This is a genomic window from Ancylobacter sonchi (assembly GCF_018390695.1).
GTDB classification, from domain to species: Bacteria; Pseudomonadota; Alphaproteobacteria; order Rhizobiales; family Xanthobacteraceae; genus Ancylobacter; species Ancylobacter sonchi.
Map to the genome: position 1 here is coordinate 178,350 of NZ_JAHBGF010000036.1, position 15,986 is coordinate 194,335.

13 protein-coding genes are annotated in these 15,986 nt (G+C 68.4%); 5 read left to right on the plus strand and 8 right to left on the minus strand.

Annotated elements, in window-relative coordinates; all coding sequences use genetic code 11:
• The first annotated feature begins 217 nt into the window (after window positions 1-217).
• Window positions 218-1,030, plus strand: a complete 813-nt coding sequence (locus KHC28_RS21680) for a universal stress protein (protein ID WP_214010447.1) — start codon at window positions 218-220, stop codon at window positions 1,028-1,030.
• A gap of 102 nt (window positions 1,031-1,132) precedes the next feature.
• Here the strand turns inward: KHC28_RS21680 and KHC28_RS21685 are convergent, their stop codons facing one another.
• The gene (locus KHC28_RS21685; protein WP_214010448.1) at window positions 1,133-1,981 is read right to left on the minus strand and encodes a fumarylacetoacetate hydrolase family protein; all 849 of its coding nucleotides are present in this window, start codon (window positions 1,979-1,981) and stop codon (window positions 1,133-1,135) included.
• Window positions 1,982-2,151: 170 nt separating this feature from the next.
• On the opposite strand from KHC28_RS21685, the gene KHC28_RS21690 reads away from it, so the two are divergent.
• The 3 genes from KHC28_RS21690 (at window position 2,152) to KHC28_RS21700 (ending at window position 4,744) form a co-directional block, all read left to right on the plus strand.
• A complete protein-coding gene (locus KHC28_RS21690; RefSeq protein ID WP_312893302.1) occupies window positions 2,152-2,745 on the plus strand; it encodes a LysE family translocator in 594 nt (197 codons plus the stop codon).
• Window positions 2,746-2,864: 119 nt separating this feature from the next.
• A complete protein-coding gene (locus KHC28_RS21695; protein WP_214010449.1) occupies window positions 2,865-3,671 on the plus strand; it encodes a UDP-2,3-diacylglucosamine diphosphatase in 807 nt (268 codons plus the stop codon).
• Complete coding sequence (locus tag KHC28_RS21700; protein ID WP_281419143.1) at window positions 3,671-4,744, plus strand: glycosyltransferase family 4 protein; 1,074 nt, start codon at window positions 3,671-3,673, stop codon at window positions 4,742-4,744. Before KHC28_RS21695 ends, KHC28_RS21700 begins: the two co-directional genes overlap by 1 nt.
• A 199-nt stretch (window positions 4,745-4,943) precedes the next feature.
• On the opposite strand, the gene KHC28_RS21705 is transcribed toward KHC28_RS21700, so the two are convergent.
• Window positions 4,944-5,945, minus strand: a complete 1,002-nt coding sequence (locus tag KHC28_RS21705) for a threonine ammonia-lyase (RefSeq protein WP_214010450.1) — start codon at window positions 5,943-5,945, stop codon at window positions 4,944-4,946.
• A 160-nt stretch (window positions 5,946-6,105) separates the two neighbouring features.
• Between KHC28_RS21705 and KHC28_RS21710 the strand changes: the two genes are divergently transcribed.
• Window positions 6,106-6,726: a helix-turn-helix domain-containing protein gene (locus tag KHC28_RS21710; RefSeq protein ID WP_214010451.1), complete on the plus strand. Its 621-nt coding sequence runs from the start codon at window positions 6,106-6,108 to the stop codon at window positions 6,724-6,726.
• 87 nt (window positions 6,727-6,813) lie between these two features.
• On the opposite strand, the gene KHC28_RS21715 is transcribed toward KHC28_RS21710, so the two are convergent.
• The 6 genes from KHC28_RS21715 to KHC28_RS21740 all read right to left on the minus strand — a co-directional run bounded on the left by KHC28_RS21715 (window position 6,814) and on the right by KHC28_RS21740 (window position 15,919).
• Window positions 6,814-9,990 carry an efflux RND transporter permease subunit gene (locus KHC28_RS21715; RefSeq protein WP_214010452.1) on the minus strand — a complete coding sequence of 1,059 codons (3,177 nt, stop codon included), beginning with the start codon at window positions 9,988-9,990 and terminating at the stop codon, window positions 6,814-6,816.
• 17 nt (window positions 9,991-10,007) lie between these two features.
• Window positions 10,008-11,228 carry an efflux RND transporter periplasmic adaptor subunit gene (locus KHC28_RS21720; RefSeq protein WP_214010453.1) on the minus strand — a complete coding sequence of 407 codons (1,221 nt, stop codon included), beginning with the start codon at window positions 11,226-11,228 and terminating at the stop codon, window positions 10,008-10,010.
• Window positions 11,229-11,388: 160 nt separating this feature from the next.
• Window positions 11,389-12,918: a murein biosynthesis integral membrane protein MurJ gene (gene murJ / locus KHC28_RS21725; protein WP_214010454.1), complete on the minus strand. Its 1,530-nt coding sequence runs from the start codon at window positions 12,916-12,918 to the stop codon at window positions 11,389-11,391.
• Window positions 12,919-12,951: 33 nt separating this feature from the next.
• Window positions 12,952-13,545 carry a Uma2 family endonuclease gene (locus KHC28_RS21730; RefSeq protein ID WP_214010455.1) on the minus strand — a complete coding sequence of 198 codons (594 nt, stop codon included), beginning with the start codon at window positions 13,543-13,545 and terminating at the stop codon, window positions 12,952-12,954.
• Window positions 13,546-13,752: 207 nt separating this feature from the next.
• Window positions 13,753-14,907: a DegT/DnrJ/EryC1/StrS family aminotransferase gene (locus KHC28_RS21735; protein WP_214010456.1), complete on the minus strand. Its 1,155-nt coding sequence runs from the start codon at window positions 14,905-14,907 to the stop codon at window positions 13,753-13,755.
• A gap of 13 nt (window positions 14,908-14,920) precedes the next feature.
• Window positions 14,921-15,919 (minus strand): Gfo/Idh/MocA family protein, encoded by a 999-nt coding sequence (locus KHC28_RS21740; protein WP_214010457.1) that lies wholly within the window; start codon window positions 15,917-15,919, stop codon window positions 14,921-14,923.
• Between the last annotated feature and the right edge of the window lie 67 nt (window positions 15,920-15,986).

Below are 15,986 nucleotides of genomic sequence, written 5' to 3' on the forward strand. Positions count from 1 at the left end.
TCCCGGCGCGCGTCAGATTAGTGACGCTCCAATCTGCTGCAATGCAATACCCAGCGCATCGCGCGCTCGTGATCGCCGCCGATCCGGCACTCTCCGTAGCCGGCTACAGCAAAACAGGTTTCCACCGGCCGTGATTTACCTAATATTTCCAGCCGCCGACGTGACGTAGCGTTATCGCGCCTCCCCTGGGAAACGCCGACCGAAAGAAAGTGGAATCATGTCCGTACGCATCGTTCTCCTCCACGCCGCCCCCGACAGCGGCTTCGACGACCGGCTCGCCTGCGCCGTGGCGCTGACCAAACAGTCCGGCGCCCGGCTGGTGGCGCTCTACACGCTGTATCCGGCCGGCGTGCCGCGCGTGGGGCGCGCGCTGTCGATCTATGTGAACGAGCTGAAGCGCGAGGCGCGCGAGAAGGAGGCCGAGACCCGCGCCCGCTTCGACGCTGCGATCGCCGCGGCCGGCATCACCGCCGACTGGAGCGTGGTGGATGGCGAGGTGACCTCCGAGCTGCGCAAGGCCTCCGATTTCGCGGATGTCACCGTGGTCAGCGAAACCGTGTCCGGCACCAGCGACGACGAGCTCGCCGCCATCCTGCCCGAGCATCTCGCCCTCACCTCCTCCGGTCCCGTCCTGGTGGTGCCCACCACCAAGAAGGTGCCGGCCCGCATCGGCCGCGTGGTGGTGGCGTGGAAGCCCTCGCGCGAGGCCGGCCACGCGGTGCGCCTTGCTTTGCCGCTGCTCGCCGCAGCCGACCAGGTGCTGGTGCTGACCGTCAGCGAGGATGGCGGGGCGCCCTCGGAGAGCGGCGCGCAACTCACGGGCTTCCTCAAGGCACACGGCGTCAATGCCGAGCACAAGCATGTGGAAGGCGACCCGACCAAGGCGATCACGACGGAAAGCGCGGCCTTCGGCGCCGATCTCCTGGTGATGGGCGCCTATAGCCGGGCGCGCCTCACCGAGCTGGTGCTGGGCGGCGTCACCGCCTCGCTGATCGCCAATCCGCCGCTGCCGCTGCTCTGCGCGCATTGATGGCGACCGGGCGACAACGCCGCCCGGGATTCGTCGGAGACCGGGCGGCAACGCCGCCCGGTCTCAAGGAAAGGCCGGGCGCCTCGCGCCCGGCTGGCCGCCTCATCCCTCGAAGGGCACGACCTTCTGGCGCTGCTCGCCCAGCCCCTCGATGCCGAGGGTCATCACGTCGCCCGGCTTCAGATAGAGCGGCGGCTTCATGCCGAGCCCGACGCCCGGCGGCGTGCCGGTGATGATCACGTCGCCGACGTCGAGCACCATGAACTGGCTGATATAGGACACCAGGAAGTCGACGCTGAAGATCATCGTCGCGGTGGAGCCGCGCTGGCGCCGCTCGCCATTCACGTCGCACCACATGGCGAGCTTGCCGACGTCGTCGATCTCGTCCGGCGTCGCGAGGAACGGCCCAAGCGGCCCGAAGGTCTCGCAGCTCTTGCCCTTAATCCATTGGCCGCCGCGCTCGATCTGGAAGGCGCGCTCGGAGACGTCGTTGGCGAGGCAGAAGCCGGCGATATGCGCGCGGGCGTCCTTCTCCTCGACATAGCGGGCGCGCGTGCCGATGACGATGCCGAGCTCCACTTCCCAGTCGAGCTTGGTCGAGCCCTTGGGCTGGATCACGTCGTCATTCGGCCCGACAATGCAGTTCGGCGCCTTGGAGAACAGCACCGGCTCGGACGGGATCGCCATGCCGGCTTCCTCGGCATGGTCGGCATAGTTGAGACCGACCGCCACGAAATGGCCGGGCCGCGCCACGCAGGCGCCGAGCCGCACGCCGGGCGCCGCCGCCGGCAGCGAGGCCGGCTCGATCGCGCGCAGCCGCGCCAGCCCCTCGGGCGTCAGGGCCGCCCCGCCAATATCCGCAACGATCCCGCTCAGGTCGCGCACCACGTCGTTGGTGTCGAGCAGGCCGGGCTTCTCCTCTCCGGGAGCGCCAAAACGCACCAGTCTCATTCCGTCATCCTCATGCTGATCGGGCGGGCGCGGATCATCGTCCCGCCGTCGGCGCGAGGCAACCCGCTTCGTCATGTCGATTCACATGTCGATTCCGGGTTGCGGCGCGGCCTTTGCGCCACTAGCTCTGGCGACGCCCGCCACCGGGCGGCGTGCAAGCGGTGATCCTTGTGAACGTGCCGATCCTCTCGCTCATCCTGTTCGGCCTCGCCGGCGGCATCACGCCGGGACCGAACAACATGATCTCCGCCGGCACCGGCGCCGCCTTCGGCTTCCGCCGCACCTTGCCGCAGATCTTGGGCGTCGCCATCGGCTTCGCCATCATGGTGGTGGCGGTCGGGCTGGGGCTCGGCGGGCTGTTCGTCGCCGTGCCGCAATTGCACTGGCTCTTGAAGCTGGTCGGCGGAGCCTATCTCCTGTTCCTCGCCTGGAAGATCGCCAGCGCCGCCGGCGGCATGGGCGCCACCGCCATCGAGCGGCCGCCGACCCTCCTGCAATCGGCGCTGTTCCAGTGGGTGAACCCCAAGGCCTGGGCCTTCGCGCTCAGCGTCATCCCGGCCTTCACCACGCCGGGTGGCGATCTCCTCGGTGAGGTGCTGCTGATCGCCGCGGTGCTCGGCGTACTCAGCCTGCCCTGCCTCGCGGTCTGGGCCGGCTTCGGCGTGCTGATCGGCCGCCTGCTTTCGACCCCGCGCCAGCATCGCATCCTCAACATCGTGATGGGCGGGCTGGTGGCGCTGAGCGTCGTGACGCTGTTCGTCTGATTCCGCACTGCGGCATAACTGTCATAAAAGCGTGATCCGAGTCGGGCTATCTGCCGCCATGACCCTATGGAAGCGCCGAACCGTTCTGCTGCGGCGCGTTGACGGGGAGGTCCCTCGCGGTGAATGACGCACCCGACGCGCAGCACTACCGCTCGATCTTCCTGTCGGATGTCCATCTCGGCACCAAAGGCTGCCAGGCGGACATGCTGCTGGATTTTCTGCGCTGGCACGAGGCCGACACCATCTATCTCGTCGGCGACATCGTCGACGGCTGGCGACTGCGCTCGGGCTGGTACTGGCCGCAGGCGCACAATGACGTGGTGCAGAAGCTGCTGCGCAAGGGCCGCAAGGGCGCGCGCATCGTTTACCTGCCGGGCAATCACGACGAGTTCCTGCGCGACTATTACGGCAGCCATTTCGGCGGCATCGAAGTGGTGGAGACCGCCATCCACGAGGCGGCCGACGGCCGGCGCTTCCTCGTCATCCATGGCGACGTGTTCGACGTCGTGGTCCGCCATGCCAAGTGGCTCGCCTTCCTCGGCGACGGAGCCTACACCGCCGCGCTCGGCATCAACACCTACCTCAACTGGATCCGCCGCAAGCTCGGCTTCCCCTACTGGTCGCTGAGCCAGTGGGCCAAGCTGAAGGTGAAGAACGCGGTGAGCTTCATCGGCCGCTTCGAGGAAGCGGTGGCGAACGAAGCGCGCCGGCACAAGGTGGACGGCGTCATCTGCGGCCACATCCACCACGCCGTGATGCATGACCGCTTCGGCGTCGACTATCTCAATTGCGGCGACTGGGTGGAGAGCTGCACCGCCATCGTCGAGCATCCCGACGGGCGCTTCGAGATGATAGACTGGGCCCGCCGCTCCCGCGAAGGGATCGATGTGCCGCTCGCGCTCCCCGCTCCGAAAGTCGCCGCCTGATGCACATCCTCATCGCCTCCGATGCCTGGGCGCCACAGGTGAACGGCGTGGTCCGCTCGCTTGAGCACACCGCTCGCGAGGCCTCCAGCTTCGGCGCGCGCGTCTCCTTCCTGACGCCGCAGGATTTCCGCACCGTGCCGATGCCGACCTATCCCGAGGTACGGCTCGCGCTGGCCACCCGCGCCATGGTGGCGCGGCGGATGGACGATATCGGCGCCGATTTCGTGCACATCGCCACCGAGGGGCCGATCGGCGTGCTGGCCCGCCGCGTCTGCCTGTCGCGCGGCCGGGTGTTCACCACCAGCTACCACACCCGCTTCCCGGAATATCTCGCCGCGCGCGCCCCGGTGCCGCGCGCGCTCTCCTATGCGTGGCTGCGGCGCTTCCACAATGCCGGCGCCGGCATCATGGTCGCCACCGCCACCATCGAGGCGGAACTGAAGAAGCGTGGCTTCCTGCGGCTGATGCACTGGTCGCGCGGCGTCGATTCCGAATTGTTCCGCCCGCGCGACGAGGCCGAGCGCGCCGCCGACCGGCAGATCGACCCGCTGCTCGACCTGCCCCGCCCGATCTTCCTGTATGTCGGCCGGGTGGCGGTGGAGAAGAACATCGGCGCCTTCCTCGACCTAGATCTGCCCGGCAGCAAGCTGGTGGTCGGCGACGGCCCGGCCCGCGCCGAATTGCAGGCGAAGCACCCCAAAGCCCGCTTCCTCGGCCTGCGCGAGGGCGAGGCGCTCGCCCGCGCCTATGCGGCGGCGGACGTCTTCATGTTCCCGAGCCTCACCGACACCTTCGGCATCGTGCTCCTGGAAGCCCTCGCCAGCGGCCTGCCGGTCGCCGCCTTCCCGGTCGCCGGCCCGCTGGATGTCATCGGCTCGGCGCCGGCCGACGCACCCGTCGGCGTGCTCGACAACGATCTGCGCCGCGCCGCCCTCGCCGCGCTGGAGATCGGCCGGGAGGCGCCACGCACCTTCGCGCTGCGCCACAGCTGGCGCGCCTGCACCCGGCAGTTCCTCGACAATGTCGAACAGGCGCAAACCAGCGCCGAACGCGCCCGGGCCCTGGCCGGCTGATCGCCGCCTCGCCGACGCCATCGGGCTCGACGCCGGCGACATCCCACCGCTCCTGCCCGGCACGCCCCGCTATTCGATGCCGATGCGCACCCCGGCATGAGACAGCCGCGCCCGGCGGCACGCCCCCTCCCGGTTCGCGAGCGGACGCGAGGAGGACCTTCCTTCGAAGGCCTCCCGCCGATCCGGCCCGCACGCCGCCTCAGGCCGGCTGGCTCGCCGCGAAGTCGAGGCAGCGCTCGAACATGGCGGCATCGACATTGCCGCCGGACAGCACCACCGCCGCCACCTTGCCGGTAAGGTCGAGCTTGCCGGCCAGCACCGCAGCCAGCGCCACCGCGCCGCCCGGCTCCACTACCAGCTTCAGCTCCTCGAAGGCGAAGGCGACCGCGCGCATCACCTCCTCGTCGGTGGCGGAGACGCCGTCGCCGACCAGTTGCGAGGAGATCTGGAAGGTCAGCTGCCCCGGCGTCTGCGCCAGCAGTGCGTCGCAGATCGAGCCGGAGACGCGGTTGTTGCGCTCGCGCCCGCCGGAGCTGAACGAGCGCGCATGATCGTCGAAGCCGGCCGGCTCGGCGGTCAGCACCCGCGCATCGGGGAACATCTCCTTCACCGCCAGCGCGATGCCGGACACCAGCCCGCCGCCGGACGCATTGGAGATCACCACATCCGGCGCGAGGTCGCGCCCGGACAGGTCGCGCACGATCTCCAGCCCCACCGTGCCCTGCCCGGCGATGATGTAGAAATCGTCATAGGGCGGCACGAACACCGCGCCGCGCTCGGCGGCGATGGCGTTGGCGATGGCGTCGCGATCCTCGGTCTCGCGGTCGTACTCCACCACCTCGGCGCCGAAGGCGATGGTGCGCGCCTTCTTCATCGCCGGCGCGTCCTTCGGCATCACGATCACCGAGGGCATGCCCATCAGCGTCGCTGCCGCCGCCACGCCCTGCGCGTGATTGCCGGAGGAGCAGGCGACCACGCCGCCGATCTTCTGGCTCTCCGGCAGGCGGGAGATACGATTATAGGCGCCGCGGAACTTGAACGAGCCGGTGCGCTGCAACGGCTCGGCCTTGAGGAATACCCGCCCGCCGGTGAGCGCGTCGAGGCGCGGCGAACTGATGAGCGGGGTACGCACCGCCACGCCGTGCAGGCGGTCGGCGGCGGAGACGACATCGTCGAAATTGGGGAGGAGAGGCTCGGTCATGCCGGCAATCTAGCGCCGGAGGAGCGATTCCGCACGACCCTTGTCGTTGCACCATCGGGTGAGCACAACATTGTTCGTGTCCGCCGCCCCGGCCGCCCCGGCGCTTGCGCCCATGGGGGGCGGCACCCTAAAATTCGCCTTCATCGAGGAAGGAGACAGCATGTCCGGCCGCACGCGCAGCATGGATCGTGGCGGCATGGAAGCCGGCGCCCTGGCCATCACCGGCCAGCTCGGTCGCACCATCCAGCGGCTGCGCAAGACCTACAACCTGTCGCTGTCCGAGCTCTCCGAGCAGTCGGGCGTGGCGAAGTCGATCATCAGCCAGATCGAGCGCAACGAGACCAACCCGACGCTCGCCACCGTCTGGCGGCTGTCGCAGGCGCTGGACGTCTCCATCGAGCGCTTCCTCGCCGCCACCGATGACGAGCCCTTCGTCGAGCACCTTACCCGCGCCGACACGCCGATCCTCGTCTCCGAGGACGGCAAGTGCCGCCTCACCATCACCGGCTGGATCAAGACGGTGGAATGGCTGCAATGGTTCGACTTCGTCGCCGAGCCCGGCGGCGAGCTGGTGTCGGACGGCCACCAGCGCGGCTCCATCGAATGCCTGTCGGTGCTGTCCGGCGAGCTCGAGGTGGAATGCGCCGACACTACCGAGCTCGCCCGCGCCGGCGAGACGCTGCGCTATCGCTGCGACCGCCGCCACGTGATCCGCAACACCGGCACCCAGACGGCGCACGCCACCATGGTCTGCCTGCTGAAGGCCGCCGTGCTGGACTGAGCCGCATCGGCCCGCCGGCCGGCCGGCACATGAAAAAGGCCCCGCTGCCGTCGGCAGCGGGGCCTTTTCTGTTGGAGGCGGGGCGCCTTAGTGGGCGCCGCTCGCCGCGGCCTTTTCCGCGTTCTTGCGGGCCCGGCGCTTCTCGCCGAAGCTCGCCAGCCAGCGGCACACCACATAGAAGGTCGGGGTGAACAGCAGGCCGAAGAAGGTCACGCCGATCATGCCGGAGAACACCGCCGTGCCCAGCGCCTGGCGCAGTTCCGAGCCGGCGCCGGTGGCGATCACCAGCGGCACCACGCCGAGGATGAAGGCCAGCGAGGTCATGATGATCGGGCGCAGGCGCAGCTGGGCCGCCTGGGTCGCCGCCTCGAAGCGGTTCGAGCCCTGGTCCTCCAGCTGCTTGGCGAACTCCACGATGAGGATCGCGTTTTTCGCCGCGAGGCCGATCAGCACGATGAAGCCCACCTGGCTCAGGATGTTGTTGTCCTGGCCGCGCAGCAGAATGCCCGTCACCGCCGCGATCAGACACATCGGCACGATGAGGATGACCGCTAGTGGCAATGTCAGGCTTTCATATTGCGCTGCCAGCACCAGGAAGACGAACACCACGCCGAGCCCGAAGGCGAAGATCGCCGTGTTGCCCGCCCGCTGCTGCTGGAAGGCCAGCGTCGTCCACTCGTAGGAGAAGCCGTCCGGCAGCGTCTCGGCGGCGATCTGCTGCATCAGCTGGATCGCCTGGCCCTGCGAGATGCCGGCGACGTCGCCGTCGAGTTCGGCCGCCGGATAGAGGTTGTAGCGCGGCACGCGGTAGGGACCGGAAATGTCGCGCACCGTGGCGAAGGAGCCGAACGGCACCGTCTCGCCGCTGGCGTTCTTCACCCGCAGCCTCAAAAGGTCTTCCGGCGTCAGGCGGAAGGGCGCGTCGGCCTGCGCCTGCACGCGGTAGGTACGGCCGAACAGGTTGAAGTCGTTGACATAGGTCGAGCCGATATAGGTCTGCAGCGTCGAGAAGGCGTCGGCCATGTTGATGCCGAGCATCTGCGCCTTGGTGCGGTCGATGTCGAGGAACAGCTGCGGCGTCGAGGTCTCGAACAGCGAATAGACCTGCTTGAGACCCGGCGTCTGGTTGGCCCGCGCCATCATGGCATAGACCGCGCCCTGCAGCGCTTCGTAGCCGCGCCCGCCGCGATCCTCGATCATCATCCGGTAGCCGCCGGCATTGCCGATGCCGTTCACCGGCGGCGGCTGCACGACGATCATGAACGCCTCCTCGATGGAGGCGAGCTTGCCGAACAGGGCGCCCTGGATCGCCGTCGCCGACTGCTCGGGATGCTTGGCGCGCTCGTCGGCCGGGCCGAGGATGACGAACATGGCGCCGGCATTCGGCGCATTGGTGAAGGTGGCGCCGGAGAAGCCGACGATGTTCACCACATGGGCGACGCCCGGCGTCGCCAGCACCTTCTGCGCCGCCAGCGTCATCACCTCGTTGGTGCGCGTGAGCGAGGCACCGCCCGGCAGCTGCGAGGCGACGATCAGGTAGCCGCGGTCCTGCGCCGGGATGAAGCCCTGCGGCGTCGAGCGGAACAGTTCGAGGCCGCCGGCGAGGATGGCGACATAGACGATCAGCACCACCACCGCGAGGCGCACCAGCTTGCTGGTGAGCCAGCCATAGCCGCGCGACAGGCCGTTGAAGCCCTTGTTGAAGTAGTGGAAGAAGCCGGTGATCGGCCGGGCGTACCAGGCCGGCTTGTAGTCGGGATCGTGCGACTTCAGCAGCAGCGCGCACATCGCCGGCGACAGCGTCAGCGACACCAGCAGCGAGATCAGCGTCGAGCCCGCGATGGTCAGCGCGAACTGGCGGTAGAACTCGCCGGAAATGCCGGTGATGAACGCCGAGGGAATGAACACCGAGGCGAGCACCAGCGAGATCGCCACCAGCGCGCCGCCCACCTCGTCCATGGTCTTGTAGGCGGCATCGCGCGGGGAAAGTCCTGTCGAGATATTATGCTCGACGCTTTCCACCACCACGATGGCGTCGTCCACCACGATGCCGATGGCCAGCACGAGGCCGAACAGCGACAGATTGTTCAGCGAGAAGCCGAACAGGCTCATGATGAAGAAGGTGCCGATCAGCGACACCGGAATGGCGAGGATCGGGATGATCGCCGCCCGCCAGGACTGCAGGAACAGCACCACCACGATGACGACCAGGATGATCGCCTCGAAGATGGTGTGCTCCACCGCCTTCACCGATTCGGCGATGAACTGCGTCGGGTTGTAGGCAGTCGAATAGGCGATGCCGGCCGGGAAGCTCTGGGCGATGCGCTTGATTTCCGCCTCGATCGCCTGGCCGGTGGACAGCGCGTTGGAGCCGGGCAGCTGGAAGATGCCGAGCGCCACCGAGGGCTTGGAATCGAAGTAGGAGATCGAGGAATTATCCTGCCCCTCGATGCCGATACGCGCCACGTCACGCAGCCGCACCACCGCGTCGCCGGTCTGGCGCACCACGATGTTGCCGAACTCCTCCGGCGTCGACAGGCGGCCGAGCGTGCGCACCGCCACCTGGAAGGCGAGCTGCTTCTCCACCGGCGGCGCGTTCAGCACGCCGGAGGCGACCTGCACGTTCTGCGCCTGCAGCGCGGCGGTGATGTCGGTCGGGGCGAGGCCCAGCGCCTGCAGCTTCTGCGGGTCAAGCCAGACCTGCATCGCATAGTCGCGCGAGCCGAACACGGTGATCGAGCCGACGCCCGGCACGCGTTGCAGCTGGTCCTTGATCTGCAGGTTGGCGTAGTTGGAGATGAACAGGCTGTCGCGCGAGTCATCCGGCGAGAACAGGCTCACCACCATCAGGATGTCCGGCGAGGACTTGGCGACGGTGACGCCGATCTGCTGCACTTCCTGCGGCAGGCGCGGCGTGGCGACCGCGACGCGGTTCTGCACCTGCACCTGTGCGATGTCGAGGTCGGTGCCGATGTCGAATGTCACCGCGATGGAGAAACGGCCATCGGCGGTGGAGTTGGAGGAGACGTAGAGCATCCCCTCCACGCCGTTGATCTGCTGCTCGATCGGCGACACGACGGTGTCGGCCACCGTCTCGGCCGAGGCGCCGGGAAACTGGCCGGTGACGTTCACCACCGGCGGGGCGATGTCGGGATATTGCGCGACGGGAAGCGAGATATAGGCGACAGCGCCGAGGATCATCACCACGATGGACACCACCGAGGCGAAGATCGGGCGATCGATGAAGAAGTGCGAGAATTTCATGATCGGGGCTCCCGCGCTCAGTTGGCGGGCTTGGCGGCGGTGCCTTCGCCCGCCGGGGCGGTGGCCGCCGGCTTGGGCTCTTCCGGCTTGCCGATCACCTTCGCGCCGGGACGGATGCGCACCAGCCCGTTGACGACCACGAGGTCATCCTTGTTGAGGCCCGAGGTGATGACGCGCAGGCCGTCTTCCTGGCGGCCGAGGGTGACGTACTTGATCTGCGGCACCTGCGGCTCGCTGCCCGGCTGCATCACATAGACGAACTTGCGGGTCTGCTCGGTGCCGATGGCGACGTCCGGCACCAGCACCGCGTCATGCGGCTCGGCAGCCGGCACGCGCACGCGGCCGAACATGCCCGGCGTGAAGGTGCCATCGGGATTGGCGAACACCGCGCGGCCACGAATGGTGCCGGTGGTCTCACTGATGCGGTTGTCGACGAAGTTCAGCGTGCCCTGGTGCGGGAAGCCCTTGTCGTCGATCAGCGCCAGATAGACGGTGATCGGCTTGTTGTCGGCCCCCATCTCCTTGGCGAGGCGCTGGTAGCGCAGATAGGAGGCCTCGTCATAGGTGAACTCGAAATAGATCGGGTCCATCGAGACGATGGTGGCGAGCAGCGTGTTGGTGTTGGTGCCGCCCGTGCCGCCGGTGACGAGGTTGCCGACCGACACCTTGCGGTCGCCGATGCGCCCGGTGACCGGCGAATGCAGCTGGGTGAAGTCGAGGTCGAGCTGCGCCGCATCGACCGCCGCCTGCGCCGCCGTCGCCGTGGCGCGCGCCGAGCGCTCGGTCTGCAGGCGCTGGTCGAAGGTCTGCTTGGAGATGGCGGTCGAGGTACGGTCCTCGATCAGCGTCTGGGCGCGCTGCAAGTCGGAGGCGGCGAAATCGACATCCGCCTGCGCCTTCTGCAGGTTCGCCTTGGCCTGGTCGAGCGCGACCTTGAACGGCCGCTGGTCGATGGAGAACAGCAGGTCGCCCTTCTTCACCAGCTGGCCGTCGGTGAAGTTGATGCTGTCGAGATAGCCGGAGACGCGCGCATAGACGTTGACGAGGTCCACGGCGGTGAAGCGCCCGACATATTCGTCATAGTCGGTGATCTGCTTCACCTGCGGCTTGGCGACCGTCACCGGCGCCGCCTGCGGCGCGCTCCCCTGCGGCTTCTGCTCCGAGCAGGCGGCGAGGCCGAGCCCAAGGCCGGCGAGGACGAAAACGGGGGCAAAGCGGCGAAGCGCGGGAAACGTCATGAGCTCGACTCCGGAACGTGTACCTCCGACGCGCGCAACAAACACGTCGGGCCGTCCGACGGGGCCGCCATCCCTCGTCGACCGGCATTCTGGCTAGGCTGGTACCACAGTTTTGCTGCACTGCGTAAGCAATAAAAATCGATCCTATCGATTTCGCCGGTCACGGTTTCAACAGCATTTTCAGCCGTCGCCGCCCCACCAGAAGCCCCACCAGCGCCACATAGGCGGCGCCTGCCGCCGCAACGCACAGCGCCAGCATTGCCTCGTCGTGCAGGCCCGGAAGCGCGGCGATCAGCGGGTCGCCGAAGCGCACCGTGACATACAGCACCGCCGCGACGCCGAGCCCGATCGCGGCGAGGCGCGGCAGCTGTGTGAGCAGCGCCCTGTCGCCGCAGCCATAGCCGCGGCGCAGCGCGAAGCCGATCAGCACGACGAGGCTGATCCAGCCGCCAACCGAGGTGGCGAAGGCGAGGCCCACCTGCGCGAAGTCGTGCATCAGCCACACCTTCAGCGCGATGTTCACCGCCGCCGCCCCCAGCGTGGCGATCACCGGCGTGCGGGTGTCGCCGCGCGCGTAGAACGGCGCCATGAAGGCGCGCAGCACCACGAAGGGAATGAGGCCGATCGTGTAGGCCGCCAGTGTCTGCGCCGCCGCCCGCGCCGCCTCGTCGGTGAAGGCGCCGCGCAGGAACAGGCCGCGCATGATCTCTTCGGGCACGACGAGGCAGGCGGCGAGGAACGGCAGGGCGAGCAATATGGTCAGTTCCACCGCCCGGGCCTGCGCGTGCCGCGCCCCCTCCTCGTCGCCGGCGGCAAGACGGCGCGACATTTCCGGCAGCAGCACGATGCCGGCGGCGATGCCGATCACACCGATCGGCAGCTGGTTGATGCGGTCGGCATAGAACAGCGCCGCGATCGCCCCCTGCGGCAGGAAGGAGGCGATCAGCGTGTCGGCGAAGATGGCGAGTTGCACGCCGGCCGCCCCAAGGATCGCCGGCCCCAACGCCACGAGGAAGCGCCGCGTCTCCGGGTCGAGGCGCGGCCATTCGAAGCGCGGCCCCAGCCCGTGCCGCTCGGCGTCGAACACCAGCAGCCCCACCTGCAGGAAACCGGAGATCAGCACGCCCCAGGCCGCCGCGTCGCCGGCGGTCGGGAACCAGCCGGCGACGCTGAGCGTGCCGACCATGGCGATGTTGAGCAGGATCGAGGCCGCCGCCGCCGCCCAGAAGCGCTCATTGGCGTTGAGCACGCCGCCGACCAGCGTCACCACCGCGATCAGCCCGAGATAGGGGAAGGTGATGCGGGTATAGCCGACCGTCAGCTGGAAGCGCTCCGGGTCGCCGGCAAGGCCGGGCGCCAGCGTCGCCACCACCAGCGGCGTGGCGATGAGCGCGAAGGCGAGCACGGCGAGTTGCACCACCACCACTCCCGAGAGCACGCCATCGGCGAAGCGCGCCGCCTTGGCATCGCCCTCTTGCGTCTTCACCCGCGCATAGGCGGGGATGAAGGCGGCGTTGAAGGCACCCTCGGCGAAGATGGCGCGGAAATGGTTGGGCAGCCGGAAGGCGATGTAGAAGGCGTCCGCCACCGGACCGGCGCCGAGCACCGCCGCCATCATGATGTCGCGCAGGAAGCCGGTGAGCCGGGACAGCAGCGTCCAGCCGCCGACCGAGAAGATGCTGCGAATCATGGAGTGTCCGGCGTCGTTGAGCGTCGCGGGAACCTAACGGAGCCCGCCCTCGCCCGCCAGCGGATCGGGAAAGGCGACATCTTCGTACAGCTCGGCCATGGCGAGATCGGTACCGATGGCGGAAAGGTCGATGATCCCGTCGAGACCCTCGAACTGGACGATTTCCCACGCGCTGCCCGGCACCCGCCACCACAGCAGCGCCCGCGGCAGGTCGGGCTCGACGAGCAGGATATAGGCGAGCGACGGCAACGCCTTGTATTCCTCGAGCTTGTTCACGAGGTCGGTGTGCCGTGTCGAAGGCGACAGCACCTCGACGACGAGACGGGGAGCGGTGGCCTCATAGGCGGTGTCCGCACGCGTACCGCAATCGACCTGCGCATCGGGGCGACGGATATTGCCGGACATGGTGGCAACCGCGATATCAGCCGTATGCGCGTGGCAGGGGGAACCACGCAACTTCCGACGCAGCGTCGCCAGAACATTCAGCGTGATCGTATCGTGCCGCTGGCTCGCCCCGGTCATCGCCTTCACGGGGAAGCCATCCACCAGTTCGTAGCGCACGCCCTCCTCGCCGGGCCAGCGATAGAATTCTTCGGGCGACATGCGCTTCAGGGCGGGCGGTGCCATCGGAGGCTGCTCCAGCAATAACACCGGCCTAGTCTACGAGAGCCCGCAATGGCTGGCGACTCCGTTTCGCCGGGCGGACGGCACCAGGCCCCGCCCCTTCCGGCACCTGCGCCGCTTGCGCCAACTGCCCCGTCATAAAAGAAAATGCCCGGACGCGGGTCCGGGCATTTCATTGTGTCCATCGAGATCGGAGGCAGGCGCCCTGCCCTATTTCCCCAGCGCACGGCGCACGGCGGCGATGATGCGGTCCTGCGAGGCCTCGTCGAGATAGGCATGCATCGGCAGGCTGATCACCTCGCCGGAGAGCGCCTCGCTCACCGGCAGGCCGTTGCCGGCGGCCGGGTACTGCGCATAGGCCGGCTGCTTGTGCATCGGGATGCGGTAATACACCGCCGTCGGCACGCCTTCCTTCTGCAAGGTCGCGGCAAGCCCGTCGCGCACGCCGTGCGGCAGGCGGATCGTGTACTGCGCCCACACCGAGGTCGCGCGCGGGTCCACCACCGGCACGATGCAGACATCGGCCAGCGCCTCGTTGTAGCGCTTGGCGGCGCGGTCGCGGGCGGCGACCTCGTCCTCGAAGATCGAGAGCTTCTCCAAAAGGATCGCCGCCTGGATGGTGTCGAGCCGGCCGGTCATGCCGATGCGGACGTTCTCGTATTTGTCGACGCCCTGCCCGTGCTCGCGCACGCTCTTGAGCACCGACACGAGTTCGTCGTCATCGGTGAAGATCGCGCCGCCGTCGCCGAAGCAGCCGAGTGGCTTGGCCGGGAAGAAGCTGGTCGCGGTGGCGTCGCCGAACGAGCCGGTGCGCTTGCCGTTCCAGGTGGCGCCGAAGCCCTGCGCGGTATCGCACAGCACCTTCAGTTCATGCGCCTTGGCGATAGCGAGGATGGCGTCGAGATCGGCCGGCTGGCCGAACAGGTCGACCGGGATCACCACGCGGGGCTTCAGCCCCTGCCGCACGGCGACCGCGATGGCGGCTTCGAGGCTGGCGGGGTCCATGTTGAAGGTGTCCGCGAGCACGTCGACGAAGACCGGCGTCGCCCCGACCCACGGCACCACCTCTGCGGTGGCGCAGAAGGTGAAGGAGGGGCAGAACACCGCATCGCCCGGCCCGACGCCCCAGGCCATCAGCAGCATGGCCAGCGCATCGGTGCCGCTGGAGCAGGAAATCGCGTGCTTGGCGCCGGCGAACTCCGCCAGCTGCTTCTCCAGCTCGATGACTTCCGGTCCGTTGACGAAGCGGCAGTGGTTGAGCACGCGCGTCACCGCCTCGTCGATGCGGGTGCCGAGCCGGGCGCGCTGCGCACCGACATCGATGAAGGGAAGCGGCGCGGCGTTGGCTGTCACATGGTTGTTCATGTCTGTCCTCGGACTAGACGGCGGCGCGAATGCGCGCGGACGGCACGGAAGCCGGGCGCGTGGCCTCGGGACCTTCCAGGCAACGGATGGCGGTGGCGATGCTGGCGACGCCGTCCTCGCCGGTCACCGGCGGGGCCGCCTCCCCGCGCACGGCGGCGAGGAAGCGCGACAGCTCGACCCGGAGCGGCTCGGCATAGGCGACGGGCAAATGGCGCATGGAGTAGCTGCCGTCGGGCTTGTAGTCGAAGCACTCGGTCACCTGCCGGGTGAGCAGGTCGCCGATGACGTATTTCTTGCGGGTGGCGACATGCACCGTGCGCGCCTTGAACGGCGTCAGCCAGTTGGTGTTGATGTGCGCCAGCACGCCGTTGGCGGTGCGGAACTGCAAGAGCGCGATGTCCTCGCGCTCGGCCACCGCCGCCTTCACCTGCGGCTGGATCTCGGCGATCTCCGAGCCGGTGAAATGGCAGATCAGGTCGATGTCGTGCACCGCGAGGTCGATCACCACGCCGACATTCGACATGCGCGGCGGGAACGGCCCGACGCGGGTGATGCCGATGGAGAGGATCTCCTCGCCCTCGATCGCCTTCTTCACCGCCTCGACGGCCGGATTGAAGCGCTCGACATGGCCGACCATCAGCGCGACGCCGCGCGCCTTGGCGGCGGCGACGATGGCCTCGCCTTCCGCGACGCTCGGCGCGATCGGCTTCTCGACCAGCACATGCGCGCCGGCACCGATGGCGGCCAGCGCCACGTCGTGGTGCAGATGGGTGGGAGCGGCAACCACCACCGCGTCGACGCCGAGCGCGGTGAGCGCCTCGATATCGGCGACCGCGGCGCAGCCGAGCAACCCCGCGACCTTCCCGGCTTGGGCGGCGTCGGGATCGGCGATGCCGACCAGTTCGGCACCCGGCAGGTCGGCCAGCACGCGGGCATGGTTCGCGCCCATCACCCCGACGCCCACCACACCGACACGAACCGGGCGGGGCGCCTCTTTCAGGCTGTTCGACATGCGAAGATTCCTTGACTGCCAGCGTGACCAGCGCCGTCTAACATGCGCCCGGCGGGCTGGCGAGGCG

Coding starts and splice junctions, on each gene's coding strand:
- KHC28_RS21680 (WP_214010447.1), top strand. CDS start 218: ATGTCCGTACGCATCGTTCTCCTCCACGCCGCCCCCGACAGCGGCTTC.
- KHC28_RS21685 (WP_214010448.1), bottom strand. CDS start 1,981: ATGAGACTGGTGCGTTTTGGCGCTCCCGGAGAGGAGAAGCCCGGCCTG.
- KHC28_RS21700 (WP_281419143.1), top strand. CDS start 3,671: ATGCACATCCTCATCGCCTCCGATGCCTGGGCGCCACAGGTGAACGGC.
- KHC28_RS21705 (WP_214010450.1), bottom strand. CDS start 5,945: ATGACCGAGCCTCTCCTCCCCAATTTCGACGATGTCGTCTCCGCCGCC.
- KHC28_RS21710 (WP_214010451.1), top strand. CDS start 6,106: ATGTCCGGCCGCACGCGCAGCATGGATCGTGGCGGCATGGAAGCCGGC.
- KHC28_RS21715 (WP_214010452.1), bottom strand. CDS start 9,990: ATGAAATTCTCGCACTTCTTCATCGATCGCCCGATCTTCGCCTCGGTG.
- KHC28_RS21720 (WP_214010453.1), bottom strand. CDS start 11,228: ATGACGTTTCCCGCGCTTCGCCGCTTTGCCCCCGTTTTCGTCCTCGCC.
- murJ (WP_214010454.1), bottom strand. CDS start 12,918: ATGATTCGCAGCATCTTCTCGGTCGGCGGCTGGACGCTGCTGTCCCGG.
- KHC28_RS21730 (WP_214010455.1), bottom strand. CDS start 13,545: ATGGCACCGCCCGCCCTGAAGCGCATGTCGCCCGAAGAATTCTATCGC.
- KHC28_RS21735 (WP_214010456.1), bottom strand. CDS start 14,907: ATGAACAACCATGTGACAGCCAACGCCGCGCCGCTTCCCTTCATCGAT.
- KHC28_RS21740 (WP_214010457.1), bottom strand. CDS start 15,919: ATGTCGAACAGCCTGAAAGAGGCGCCCCGCCCGGTTCGTGTCGGTGTG.